The sequence below is a fragment of the Streptococcus ruminantium genome (assembly GCF_003609975.1).
Classification (GTDB): Bacteria; Bacillota; Bacilli; order Lactobacillales; family Streptococcaceae; genus Streptococcus; species Streptococcus ruminantium.
On sequence record NZ_AP018400.1, the window covers coordinates 1,734,989 to 1,748,486 of the forward strand.

The following is a 13,498-nucleotide window of genomic DNA, read 5'->3' on the forward strand; positions in this document are numbered from 1 at the left end:
AAATAGACCTTACAGCGAGCTAGCACAGATACTTCCTCTTATCGAAAATAAAATCGCAAGCTTCTTGCCTGCGACTCTATTGTTTATTCTACACTAAAGAGATATGGATAAACTGGTTGATTTCCCTGATGAATTTCAACTTCAATGTCTTCAAATTGTTCTTCCAACTGGTCAGCTAGAGCACGAGCCAATTCCTCATCCCCTTCTTCACCAATATAGATAGTCACGATTTCACTATCCTCATCAAGCATTTTCTCAAATGTCGCAACAAGCGTTTCCATCATATCTGGATTCGATACCACAATCTTGCCATCAACCATGCCCAAGTTATCATGTTCATGAATTTCAAGACCATCAATGGTCGTATCACGTACTGCCGTTGTGACACTACCACTCCTAACATCTGACAGAGAAGCTGTCATCGCTTCAAAGTTTGCCTGCAAATCACAACTTGGATCAAAAGCTAACAAACTAGTAAAACCTTGTGGAAGGGTCTTCGTTTCAACAACTTTAACCGCTACTTCAGCCACTTCAGCAGCAGACTGAGCAGCCATCAAAATGTTTTTATTATTTGGCAGCAGAATAACATTGCGAGCGTTCACCAAATCAATTGCCTTAACAAAATCTTCCGTTGATGGATTCATCGTTTGACCACCTGAAATCACATAATCAACTCCTTGTGATTTGAAGATATCTGTCAAACCTTCACCAGCAGCTACGGCGATAATGGCATATTCTTTTTGCTCAACTGGTTTTTGGAAAGTTTCTTCCTTTCCGATTTGTGCTTCGTGTTGCGCACGCATATTGTCCACTTTGACCTTAACCAGACTACCGTACTGGAGACCAGCCTGCATCACCAAACCTGGATCTTCCGTATGAACATGAACTTTTACGATTTCATCATCATTTACTACAAGGAGAGAATCCCCTAGGTCATTGAGGTAGTTTCGGAACTCTTCATAATCGAACTCCTTGACATAAGTAGGCCCTTTACGAAGCGCCACCATAATCTCTGTACAATAACCAAAAGTGATCTCTTCAGTTGCCACATGTCCAGCAACAGACTTGTGGTGCTCAGCGTTAATCATCTCTGACATAACTGCTGGCGTTGCTTCAAAATCCTCTGAAGCAATGTACTCACCAGTCAAAGCTGACAAGAAGCCTTCATAGATATAGACCAAACCTTGACCGCCAGAATCTACAACGCCGACTTCTTTCAGTACTGGCAGCATCTCTGGTGTCTTTTTGAGAGCACGGTTGGCACCAGCTAAAGTTGCCCTCATCACTTCAACTGCATCATCTGTCTCTTCTGCTTTTTTTAGAGCCGCAGTAGCTGCACCGCGAGATACGGTAAGAATGGTTCCCTCAACAGGTTTCATCACGGCTTTATAGGCTACTTCTACACCATGCTGAAAAGCTTGAGCTAAGTCCTTGCCATCCAATTCAACCTTGTCTCTAACAGACTGACCAAAACCGCGGAACAATTGTGACGTAATAACACCTGAGTTTCCACGAGCCCCCATCAACAAGCCTTTGGACAAAATCTGCGCCACTTCTCCAACTGTTGAAGCTGATTTATCCGCAACTTCTTTTGCACCATTTGTAATGGTCATCCCCATGTTGGTACCTGTATCCCCATCTGGAACAGGAAAAACGTTGAGTGAGTTCACATATTCGGCCTGTTTATTTAAACGAGTTGATGCGGCCTGCACCATTTCTTGAAATAAACCAGTTGTAATTTTAGACACAATTATTCTCCTACGACTTTGATATTTTGGATAAAAACATTAACGGCATCCACAGAGATCCCCAATTGATTTTCCAAGTTAAATTTGACACGTTCTTGGATATTGCGAGATACTTCACTAATTTTCACACCGTAGCTCATCACAGTGTAGACATCGACTGCAATGCGACCATCTTCCATGGTCTTGATGACAACACCTTTAGAATAATTTTCCTTCCCTAAAAGAGCCTGAAAATTATCCTTAATCGCAGACTTGCTAGCCATTCCAACCACACCGAAAATCTCAGTCGTAGCACCGCCGACAACTGTGGCAATCACGTCGTCAGTCAACTCGATTTGGCCGTCTTTAGTATTGATTTTAACAGTCATATTTGTTACCTCAAATAGTTTTATCACTCCATTTTAACACATTTTCTATTTTCTGTAAAAAACAAGCTTGTTACATCTGATTCTATCGTCTTTTCGTTGACTTTTTACTCCACTAACTCAGGGAGTATTGATAGAGATCAAAAGCAAAGTGAGTTAAAATACGCTCAAATTGTTTAAAATTACCCTAAAGAACCAATATTTTCTCTATCATCCAAATGATAAAAGATAGACAGCAAAAATAGAGTCCCTAATGGAACTCCGTACGTCTGATACTTGATAAAATCAAACGAGCCCAAACAGCTAAAAGAGTAGCTATTTGAGCTTAGAAAGAGTAAATTGCTCAACTCATTCAAGTGCAGGTACTTACAAGAGCCATTTAGAACTTGAATTATTCCCAGTACTATTTCTTAGTTAGTAAACCCAAAGCACCTACGAATTTTTTCAACCGTTCGGAACTTATTGTTAAGGAATACTAGCCCAAACGCTGTTTAGCATCTGCTGCACGTTGGAAGGCTTGACCGACATAGTTGATACATAGCATCATCACAAGGATGAAAATCGCTGCTGGCAACCAAATCCAGGTCTTATTCTCCAAAATATCTGCATTACGAGCATTGGCAATCAAGGTACCCAAACTCGGTACAGTTGATGGAAGACCAAATCCGAGGTAGGTTAACGATGTTTCGATACCGATATTCCCTGCAAAGTTCAAGGTCAGGTTAACGATAATCAATGAACTCAAGTTTGGCAAAATCTCACGGAACATGATCACAAAATCGCTCGTCCCCAATGTTTTTGAGGCATTAACATAATCCAAGCTGGCCTCTGACAGTGTTCTTGTCCGAAACAGTCGAGCTTTAGCCGTCCAATAAAAACCACTCATAATCAGAATAAAGTGATAAATCGTATAGTTCTTAATAACCGTTACGAAAACGATAATCAGCATCAGCACTGGCAAAATCATAATGAAGTCTACAATACGCATCAAAACGCCATCCAAACGATTACCATAGTAGCCAGAAACAAGACCTACAGATATACCAATAATGCTTGTGATAATAGTGATGGCAAAGCCAATGACGATTGAATTACGAGCACCAATAATCAATTGACCAAAGATGTCCCTACCGCCTTCATCCGTTCCCAAAAGGTAGCCATCTACCCCTGGTTCCAAATATCGCCCCAAAAGGTTAACCTTCATGACTTGTTCTTGATCCAAGACAAGAGCACCGATGAAAACGACTAAAAGAACCGTTACCAAGATAATCAAAGACGTTAGTGCTATTCTATCCTTCATAAACTCTCGCGCAATGACACGGAGGCCACCTGGAGGAGTTGAAGCTGACTGTACTTGTTTTTTATTCTCTTTACTCACGATGCTCCTCCTATTTCACACGAATACGTGGGTCCACAATACTCATGATAATATCTGAAATCAATGTTCCCAAAAGCGTACCAAAGCCAAAAATCAAAAGCAAGGCCAAGATAACACTATAGTCACGACTAGAAATAGAGTTAAAGAACAACTGACCTACACCCGGATAGGTAAAGATATTTTCAATAAAGATCGAACCACCAATCAAACCTGTCAATTCGTAACCCAAGAATGAAGCAATCGGCAAAATAGAGTTACGGAAAATGTGACGGTTGTAAACCACTCTTTCAGGGACCCCTTTGGCACGAGCAGTACGTACGTAGTCTTGCCCCTTAGCATCAATAATTCCTGTACGGAGATACTGAATCGTGACTGTTGTAGACAGAATAGCCATGGTAATAGCTGGCAAAATCATGTGATGAAGCCGACTGAGCACAGCCGATAGACCTACAACACCACTCTCAATTGACCCACGAGTTGGGAACCAACCCAAACTAAAGCCAAACATCCACAACATGAGAATAGCAAAGACAAAAGTTGGTGTTGAGAAAGTCAAGAAGTTATATACACCAATAATTTTGTCTGCTAGAGAGTTTTGGTAACGTCCCGCAATCATCCCCAATGGAAGGGCAATTGCGTAGGTTAAAACCATTGTCAAAAGGGATAACCAAATGGTGTTGTTTAGACGCTGCATGATAACATCTAAAACAGGCTGTTTAAATAGCACACTTTGACCAAAATCACCCTGCAAGATATTCCCAACCCAACGGAAATACTGGACAGGAATTGGATCGTAGTAGCCTGCTTCAATACGCAATTTTTCAATAACAGCCGGATCAATAGACGGATCAATCAAACCTGTAAATGGATCCCCTGGCATCAATTTGGCAACGAAGAAAGCAATGACACTCAAAATGATAATCTGTGGAATCATCATGAGCAATCGTCGTAATACTGTTTTCCACATATTAGTTCTTACCTCCTTCTGGAAGGGCTACTCGATGGGTCGCAGAGAAAGCCCTCAAATCATAGACACGACCACGTTCATCATAGTAAAGACCTTGCTTTTCTTGATACTCTTTTTCAGCAGCCAAGCGTTTTTCTTTATTTCTCAAGCGGTTGACTGGATCAATTGTTGGAATTGCAGACAGCAAACGCTTGGTATAGATATGTTGTGGATTTTCGTAAATATCATCCTTATTACCAGTTTCGACGAAACGACCACGATACATGATGAAAAGCTCATCACACATGTGTTGTACAACACCGAGGTCATGGGAAATAAAGAGATAACTGAGTTTGAACTCATCTTGGATACGCTTCATGTAATTCAACACCTGAGCTTGAACGGACAAGTCTAGGGCTGAAACTGGTTCATCAGCAATAATCAAACGAGGATTACTCGCTAGAGCACGAGCGACACCGATACGCTGACGCTGACCACCTGAAAATTCATGAGGATACTTAATCAGAGCTTCTTCATTTAAACCAATTGTATCCAGAAGCTGAAGAACTTTCCTCTTCTCTTCATCTGGAGAAAGACGATCAAAATTACGAATCGGCTCAGCGATAATATCTAAAATACGCTTTTTCGGATTGAAACTTGATAAAGAATCTTGGAAAATCATTTGAACATCACGGTTGAAATTTCCTTTTTTCCCACGTGATTTGTTGGTTACATCCTGTCCTTCGTAGATAATTTGACCGGATGTAGCACGCTCTAGACCAATAATAGCCTTACCGATTGTCGACTTACCAGAGCCGGACTCCCCCACCAAACCATAGGTTTTTCCTTCTTCAAATTCAACGCTGACACCATCCACAGCATAAACATGATCTGTCACACGGTTAAAGAAGCCGCTACGAATTGGATAATGGACTTTTAGATCTTTTACTTCAATAAATCCCACTATGTTAGGCCTCCCCTTCAAAATAGAATGATTCATGACAAGTACAACGAACGAAATGGTCCGGTCCTACTTCATGCATGCTTGGATTTTCTTCATGCGCTTCCGCACCAATCCAAGGAATACGCGGCGCAAAACGACAGCCCTTACGGAGCATCTTGGTAATCGGTGGCACAATGCCTTCAATAACATGGAGGTCTGCACCTTCACTACCAGCCTGTGGATTTGACTTTAAGAGCGAACGAGTGTACGGATGCTTCGGATTTGTAAAGAGCTCTTCAACTGGAGCTACTTCAACAAATTGTCCACCGTACATAACCGCAACACGATCAGCAGTTTCCGCCACAACACCCAAGTCATGAGTAATCAAAATGATACCAGATCCAGTTTCAGCCTGAACATCGTTCAAGAGGTCCAGAATTTGAGCTTGGATGGTTACATCTAAGGCTGTTGTCGGCTCATCGGCAATGATAATCGGTGGTTTACAGGAAAGAGCCATAGCGATGATAATACGCTGACGCATACCACCTGAAAGTTCATGTGGATACTGTTTAAATGTCCGCTTGGGATTTGGAATACCAACCTGTGCCAACAATTCTAAAACACGTTCTGTCCGAGCATTGACATCCAAGTCTGTATGATAAAAAAGTGCCTCATCAATCTGCGCACCAATGGTCATCAATGGATTCAAAGAAGCCAAAGGATCCTGGAAAATCATGCCAATATCATTACCACGCACAGTATTGTACTTGGCTTCATCCATGCCAACTAATTCCATATCGTTGTACTGGATGCTCCCTGAAATTTTTGTGTTCAAGGGATTATGCAAGCCCATAATAGTCGTTGCCAAAGTTGATTTACCACATCCTGATTCCCCAACGATTGCCAAGATTTCATTTTTTTGCAATGAAATATCAACACCGTCAACTGCATCAAAATAATCATCTCCAATGCGGAAACCGACGTGTAAATCCTTAATGTCTAAAAGCGGTTTTTCAGTAGCCACGCTTTTTCCTCCTTTATGTGTCAGTCAATCAAGCTCAATCAATTCGACACTCTTACGATTATCAAGTTTATAAACTGACTGTTATCTACCTACCCTATTGTCAATCGGATTCAGAGTCTCAAGCCTCACCCAATCATGACTAACAACGGGCAAAAAATGTTCCTAAATACCCAATGAAAATCAAAATAGGCAAAAAAACCAAACTGTAGTATAGAGATGAGGTTCATCAAAACTAGTCGGCACAGTGTCGTTTTGATATTCATAGAGTACGGCTCATTTTTGTGTACTGGTTCTACTATACCACAATTATCTGAAAATTCCAATAGCCATCTGAAAAAAGCCAAACAAGTTGGCTTTTCCAGAGTTTATGCTATTTGCATTGTTTTATTTCGCAGCTTCACCTTTGTCTGCAAGAAGCTCGATATTTTCATAAGCAAGACCATTGCCTGACGCTGATCCAAGTTTAGTATCATAGTTCTTCACACGCTTGTTGAGAGCAACCAAGACTTCCGACTCAAATGTTGGAATAGCAAATACCTGATCAGCAGCATATTTTTGCCATGCCTTGTAGTTTTCAAGATTTTTCTTCTCGTCAAATGCTTCTTCTGATTTAAATGCTTCTAGCAATTTAGTATGTTCATCAGAAACAAAGCGTGACATGTTAAACTTCGCATTTGGACCCCAGAGACCTGTTGGGTTTGGATCATAACCTGTTGACCAACCGGCAGCATACATATCAATGTTTGCATCATTCGCCTTAATCATTTCATAGAATGTATTACCTTCAATTGTACGCCCTGTGTACAGCTCAACATTCAAGCCAACTTCTTTCCACCAAGCAAGGTACTGCTGCATAAGGGCTTCGTTAGCTTCTGTACGCTTACGAGCTGCGAACGAAATCTTGAATGGTTTACCATCTTTACCTTCGCGGATACCATCTCCGTCTACATCCTTATAACCAGCTTCATCCAAGAGTTTCTTAGCTTTTTCTGGATTGTAAGTGTAGCCTTCCAATTCTGAATCATGAAGATCACCGAAGAATGAGATAATCAATGACTTAGCTGGGTGGTAAAGACCATGGTACAATTTCTCGCCCGCCGTCTTCGTATCAATTGCGTGAGCAATCGCTTGACGAAGTTTCACATCATTCATCTTAGCATTTTCGTCCATCACATTTTTGGACTGATCGTTATCATATTTACCAAGATTAAAGGAGATATATTCATAACTTGAGTCAAGGCTACCGACAATATTAAGGTTAGATAAGCCTTTATACGAATCCACCTGATCTGATGGCATATCCGCAATGTCGTAGTTACCAGCCTTCATTTCAGCAACAATTGTATCAGGTGACACAATATCCACCTTCATCGAGCTTGTTTTCGGCGCACCCTTGAAGTAATGCTCATTTGGAACGTATGTGATAGACTCACCGTTAACGATTTCCTTGATCTTCCAAGGTCCCATACCTACAATCTTAGCTGTACGTGAGTACTCGCTGCTCTCCCAGTCTTTGACCGGAATGTTTTTGTAGATGTGTTCAGGTTGTACGAAGGCAGGCAATTTACCACCAGCATACATCATTGACGGGAATACTTCTTTTACGGATAGTTCCACTGTATGGTCGTCAATTTTCTTAATACCAGAGATGTCAGAAGCTTTTCCAGCAACAAACTCTTCCATACCAACAATATTCAAAAATCTATCGTCAAAACGAACACCGGTATAATCTTTGCTTGCCATTGCCTTGATGGTGAAGATATAGTCGTTGATAGTAAACGGTTGACCATCAGACCACTTGTAGTCTTTACCTGTCAAGCTAATCTTTACTTTTTTCCCTTTTACATCAAACTCAGCCTTGGCAAGACCTGAATCGTCTAACTTGCGGTCACCATCATAGCCAAACATTGAAATATCAACCATGCCACCGAATGTTGAGTCAGTGGTATTTGAAGTCAATTCGTCAATCAAAAGACCTGTTGAAGTTGTAGCTGAGACCCAAGCAACCTTCAGTTGAGCACCCGCAACAGCAGTTCCCTCTTGTTTTACTTCAGATGGGAATGACAAATCTTGCTTTGCAGTATTCGATTTCTTAGAACCACATGCTGAAAGAGCCGCTACTGAGAGGAGAGTCACACCAGCAAGTGCAAAAAGTTTCGTTGTCTTCTTCATAAAACACCTCTGTTTCCTTTTTGTTTGACACATCATAGTATGTCTATGACCACTATTATACCATAAAATTTTCTTAAATAAAGTCTTTTTGTCAGAAAATTTTGTAAAAACATAATTTTTCATCATTTTCTTATTTTTTACATATTTTTTCCAATTTTTTCTTACATCACTTGTGATATAATAAGGTAAATAATAGTCAGAGGAATGATTATGCGGAAAATTTTTTTATCATTTATAATAGTAGCTACTTTTTTTATCAGATCCAGTCCAATCTTGGCCAAAGATTTTTCTGTCGCTGCTAAGCATGCTGTCGCTGTTGAGGTCAGCAGTGGAAAGATTCTCTACGATCAGGATGCAGAAACTAAAGCAAGCGTTGCATCCATCACTAAGATTCTCAGTATTTATCTGGTTTATGAAGCCTTGGCAAAAGGCGAAATTACTTTAGATACACCGGTAAGCATTTCTGATTATCCTTATCAGCTTACTGCAAACTCAGAACTGAGCAACGTCAATCTGGATGAACGTTCTTATTCTGTGCGCGACCTACTAAATGCTTCGCTGATTACATCCTCTAACAGTGCCATTATCGCCTTAGCCGAAAAAATAGCAGGAAGCGAAGCCGCCTTTGTTGATAAGATGAAAGCAAAGGTCAAAGAGTGGGGGATCACAGATACTAAGATTGTCAATGTATCTGGTTTAGATAACAAAGACTTAGGGGAGCATATTTACCCAGGTTCCAGTCCAGAAGATGTCAACATGTTTTCAGCTTTGGATGTGGCCATCATTGCGCGACGATTAATCCTTGACTATCCACAAGTCCTTGATATTAGTGCACTTAGCGCCTATGACTTTGGAGGGCATACTTATTACAATACCAATCAGATGCTCAATCAAGGGACACATGCTCGCAAAGGGGTTGATGGTTTGAAAACAGGAACGTCCAATTCAGCCGGTTCGAGCTTTTTAGCAACCACCCAACAAGCTGGTATGCGTATTATTACCGTTGTACTAAACACTACTGATGGTCTAACTTCTCCAGAAAATCGTTTCGTAGCAACAAACAATCTTATGAACTATATTTACTCCAATTTTTCTATCGTCCCTCTTGTAAAGAAGGGAGAAGCCTTTGAAAATAGTCAGATTAAGGTTTTCAATGGAGAAAAAGAAACCAGTCCAGTCGTAGCAGCTTCAGACCTCTATGTTGTCCGACGAAACCAAACGGATAAAGCAGTAACTGCAACTTTTACAACAAATAAAAAAGAAATTGATGCCCCTCTCACCTCCGGAACATTGATTGGTAAACTTCAATTGAAAGATCAAGACCTTATCGGAAAAGGCTATATAGCTGATCAAGCTAGCGTAGATATGGTATTACCAGGTGATATGAAGGAAGCTTCTTGGCCGATCTCTTGGTGGAATCACTTTGTCCGCTACGTCAACGAAAAATTATAAAAATAATGCGTTGGTTCTGTTTCCAACGCATTATTTTTTATTTACAAATGATGTATTTTAAAACCCAGTTAGAAGTTTTTTGCAACTACTTCTATCTCCAACGAGTGCAAGAAAACTGATTGTCAAGCAATAAGATTCTGGCGCGGAGCGACTACCATCGGTCTCTATCTGTCACTTCAGTGGATAGTTTAACGGTCTTGAACAGCTTTAAGACTATTCAAGTTCTCAGCAAACTATCCCACTGAACCCTCCATTTCATAGGCAATCAATCTGTTAAGTTCGACTGCATATTCCATTGGGAGTTCTTTGGTGAATGGTTCGACAAAGCCCATAACGATCATTTCTGTTGCTTCTGACTCGGATAAACCTCGACTCATGAGATAGTAGAGTTGTTCCTCTGAAATTTTTGACACCTTAGCTTCGTGTTCCAAAGCTACTTGTGAATTATGAATTTCATTGAATGGAATGGTATCTGATTTGGAGATTCCGTCCATAATAATAGTATCACATTCGATATGGCTAATTGACTTAGCCGAGTTTTTGGCAAAGGTAACCTGACCGCGGTAGTTTACTTCCCCACCACCACGGGCAATAGATTTGGATACAATAGACGATGAAGTTCGCGGAGCATTATGAATCATCTTAGCCCCCGTATCTTGGACCTGTCCCTTATTAGCAAAGGCAATAGAAAGCATCGTCCCACGCGCTCCTTCTCCCTCCAAATAAACCGCAGGGTATTTCATAGTTGTCTTGGCACCAAGGTTTCCATCAATCCACTCGACAGTAGCATTTTTTTCGGCACGAGCACGCTTGGTAACGAGATTATAGACATTATCTGACCAGTTTTGAATGGTCGTATAACGCATGTAAGCTCCCTCATGAGCAATGATTTCTACAATAGCAGCATGAAGACTGGCTGTTGAATATGTTGGAGCAGTACAACCTTCTACATAGTGTACACTGGCACCTTCATCCACAATGATGAGGGTTCGCTCAAATTGACCTGTTCCTTCATTATTGATGCGGAAGTAAGTCTGAAGAGGAATATCCAGTTTCACTCCCTTTGGCACGTAGATAAAGGTACCACCTGACCAAACTGCCGAGTTGAGGGCAGCTAATTTATTATCCGATGGAGGAACAAGTTTTCCAAAGTACTTCTTAAAGAGTTCTGGATACTCCTTGAGAGCAGTATCGGTATCTGTGAAAATAATACCATGCTTGTCATACTCTTCTTTCATATTATGATAAACAACTTCGGATTCATATTGAGCAGAGGCACCAGCTAGATAGGCACGTTCTGCCTCTGGAATACCAATGCGCTCAAATGTTTCCTTAATCTTATCTGGTACATCATCCCAGCTACGAGCTGGCTTATCTGATGGTTTCTGATAGTAGACAATATCCTCAAAATTTAATTCAGACAGGTCTGCTCCCCAAGTCTGCATTGGCATTTTTTTAAAAGTTTCGTAAGACTTGAGACGGTATTCCAACATCCAATCTGGCTCGCCTTTAATACGGGAGATTTCACGAATGATTTCTTCGTTCAAACCTTTACCCGTCGAAGCTACCAGCTCAATATTTTCATCGTGGAAACCGAATTTATATTCCCCAAGGTCAATTGGGGTTGGTTCAATTCTTTCTTCTGACATAATTTAAGATACAAAGCCCATTAAGAAAGTGAGAATAGGATAGGAAATAACTATATGTATCGGCATACCAGAAGATTCATCTCCGATAACCTTACTTCTTTGTCAAACAATTTTTCCTTCTCACTTTTAGGGCATGTTCAGCTAGCTTTGTAAGCTGAACAGTCCTTTCCATATTATTTGTTTTCTGTCTGGCACTCGACAGCCTTCTTCAATGCATTCCAAGGTAAGGTCGCACATTTGATCCGTTGCGGGAATTTGGCAACTCCAGCCAAAAGCGAGGCATCTCCCAAGTCTTTTTGACGCTCATCTGCCTGTCCTTGAACCATTTGCGAAAATACTGCTGCAAGTTCAAGAACTTGATGGATATTTTTTCCTAGGACAACTTCTGTCATCATGGAAGCTGAAGCTGTTGAAATAGCACAACCAACGCCATCAAAGGCAATATCTGTGAGCACACCTTCTTCAATCTGAACTGACAATTCAATCACATCACCACAGGTTGGATTATGAAGTTCTATCTTTTCAACTCCTGTCAAACTACCACGGTGACGAGGAGTTTTGGAATGTTCTGAAACAACCGCCATATAAAGAGAATCTAATTTAGACAGAGCCATTGAAAAACTCCTTCGTTTTTATGAGAGCCTCAACCAACTTATCACAATCCGCTTGGGTATTGTAAAAATAGAAGCTAGCGCGGACAGTTGCAGCAACCTGCAGATACTTGAGCAAGGGTTGAGCGCAATGATGACCAGCCCGTACAGCAATACCTTCATAGTCTAGGGCTGTCGCTACATCATGCGGATGCAAATTATCCAAGTTAAAAGCAATCAAGCCTGTCCGCTTAGCCACATCCTGACTGCCATAAATCGTCAAACCTGAAATAGCTTGTAACTTGGGCCAAATATAGGCAATCAATGCCTCCTCATGGCAGCGAATGGCCTCCATACCAATTTCATTTAAGTAATCAATAGCCGCAGCCAGACCGATCGCTCCTGCAATATTAGGGGTTCCGGCTTCAAACTTCCATGGAAGGTCTTTCCATGTAGCTGACTGCTCATAGACAAAATCAATCATCTCACCGCCAAATTCAATCGGAGACATGCGGTTGAGAATAGCTTCCTTACCGTAGAGAACTCCGATGCCTGTAGGACCCAACATTTTGTGACCTGAAAAAGCGAAAAAATCTACATCTAAGTCCTGAACATCAATACTGATATGAGGTACTGATTGGGCACCGTCCACAACCAAGTAGGCTCCAACTTCATGTACCAGCTCTGCTATTTCCTTAATAGGAACAATACTTCCCAAAACATTGGAAATATGAGTCAGAGATACAAACTTGGTCTTTGAAGATAAAAGTTTCCTCAAACCATCTATATCCAATTCTCCATCCTTTAGGTAAACATAGCGGAGCTGAGCACCTGTTTGCTTGCAAACCTGCTGCCAGGGAATAATATTAGAATGATGTTCCATAACCGAGAGAATAACCTCATCGTCTGGCTGGAGAACTTCTCTAGCAAAATGTGCGACCCAGTTAAGACTGGTAGTCGTTCCTTTTGTAAACAAAATTTCCTTACTAGATTTAGCATTGATAAAATCCGCAACTGTTTGACGAGCGGCTTCATAACGAGCTGTTGCGCGTTCTGAAAGGGTGTGTACCCCACGATGGACATTGGCATTATCGTTATGATAGTAATCAGCAAGCACTGAGAGAACCTGCTGAGGTTTTTGGGTCGTTGCAGCATTATCTAAGTAAACCAGAGGCTCGTCGTTAATCACTTGGTCTAAAATTGGAAAATCTGCTCTACAATGTTCTAACAT

Annotated in this window: 11 protein-coding genes; 1 reads left to right on the forward strand and 10 read right to left on the reverse strand. The window is 41.0% G+C overall.

The annotated features are described in order from the left end of the window. Window positions 1–83 precede the first annotated feature (83 nt). The 7 genes from SR187_RS08235 to SR187_RS08265 form a co-directional block, all read right to left on the reverse strand. Complete coding sequence (locus SR187_RS08235; RefSeq protein ID WP_024531886.1) at window positions 84–1,748, reverse strand: DAK2 domain-containing protein; 1,665 nt, start codon at window positions 1,746–1,748, stop codon at window positions 84–86. Window positions 1,749–1,750: 2 nt separating this feature from the next. After that, window positions 1,751–2,116: an Asp23/Gls24 family envelope stress response protein gene (locus tag SR187_RS08240; protein ID WP_024531885.1), complete on the reverse strand. Its 366-nt coding sequence runs from the start codon at window positions 2,114–2,116 to the stop codon at window positions 1,751–1,753. Between the two features lie 472 nt (window positions 2,117–2,588). Then, complete coding sequence (locus tag SR187_RS08245; RefSeq protein WP_024531884.1) at window positions 2,589–3,491, reverse strand: ABC transporter permease; 903 nt, start codon at window positions 3,489–3,491, stop codon at window positions 2,589–2,591. 10 nt (window positions 3,492–3,501) lie between these two features. Continuing rightward, entirely contained in the window at window positions 3,502–4,458 is a 957-nt protein-coding gene (gene opp4B, locus SR187_RS08250) for an oligopeptide ABC transporter permease (RefSeq protein WP_024531883.1), read from the reverse strand. 1 nt (window position 4,459) lies between these two features. Further along, the gene (locus SR187_RS08255; protein ID WP_029751314.1) at window positions 4,460–5,401 is read right to left on the reverse strand and encodes an ATP-binding cassette domain-containing protein; all 942 of its coding nucleotides are present in this window, start codon (window positions 5,399–5,401) and stop codon (window positions 4,460–4,462) included. 4 nt (window positions 5,402–5,405) lie between these two features. Beyond that, complete coding sequence (locus tag SR187_RS08260) at window positions 5,406–6,404, reverse strand: ABC transporter ATP-binding protein (protein WP_120172167.1); 999 nt, start codon at window positions 6,402–6,404, stop codon at window positions 5,406–5,408. 384 nt (window positions 6,405–6,788) lie between these two features. Beyond that, window positions 6,789–8,576 (reverse strand): oligopeptide ABC transporter substrate-binding protein, encoded by a 1,788-nt coding sequence (locus SR187_RS08265; RefSeq protein WP_120172168.1) that lies wholly within the window; start codon window positions 8,574–8,576, stop codon window positions 6,789–6,791. 210 nt (window positions 8,577–8,786) lie between these two features. Between SR187_RS08265 and pbp3 the strand changes: the two genes are divergently transcribed. Continuing rightward, on the forward strand, window positions 8,787–10,028 hold the full coding sequence (pbp3, locus tag SR187_RS08270; protein WP_024531879.1) for a D-alanyl-D-alanine carboxypeptidase PBP3: 1,242 nt from the start codon (window positions 8,787–8,789) through the stop codon (window positions 10,026–10,028). A 233-nt stretch (window positions 10,029–10,261) separates the two neighbouring features. Here pbp3 and sufB read toward each other — a convergent pair whose 3' ends face one another. The 3 genes from sufB to SR187_RS08285 all read right to left on the reverse strand — a co-directional run bounded on the left by sufB (window position 10,262) and on the right by SR187_RS08285 (window position 13,498). Further along, a complete protein-coding gene (gene sufB, locus SR187_RS08275) occupies window positions 10,262–11,677 on the reverse strand; it encodes a Fe-S cluster assembly protein SufB (RefSeq protein ID WP_120172170.1) in 1,416 nt (471 codons plus the stop codon). 173 nt (window positions 11,678–11,850) lie between these two features. Continuing rightward, the gene (gene sufU / locus SR187_RS08280; RefSeq protein ID WP_120172171.1) at window positions 11,851–12,291 is read right to left on the reverse strand and encodes a Fe-S cluster assembly sulfur transfer protein SufU; all 441 of its coding nucleotides are present in this window, start codon (window positions 12,289–12,291) and stop codon (window positions 11,851–11,853) included. Beyond that, window positions 12,278–13,498 carry a cysteine desulfurase gene (locus SR187_RS08285; protein WP_120172173.1) on the reverse strand — a complete coding sequence of 407 codons (1,221 nt, stop codon included), beginning with the start codon at window positions 13,496–13,498 and terminating at the stop codon, window positions 12,278–12,280. The genes sufU and SR187_RS08285 overlap by 14 nt, the downstream gene beginning before the upstream one ends.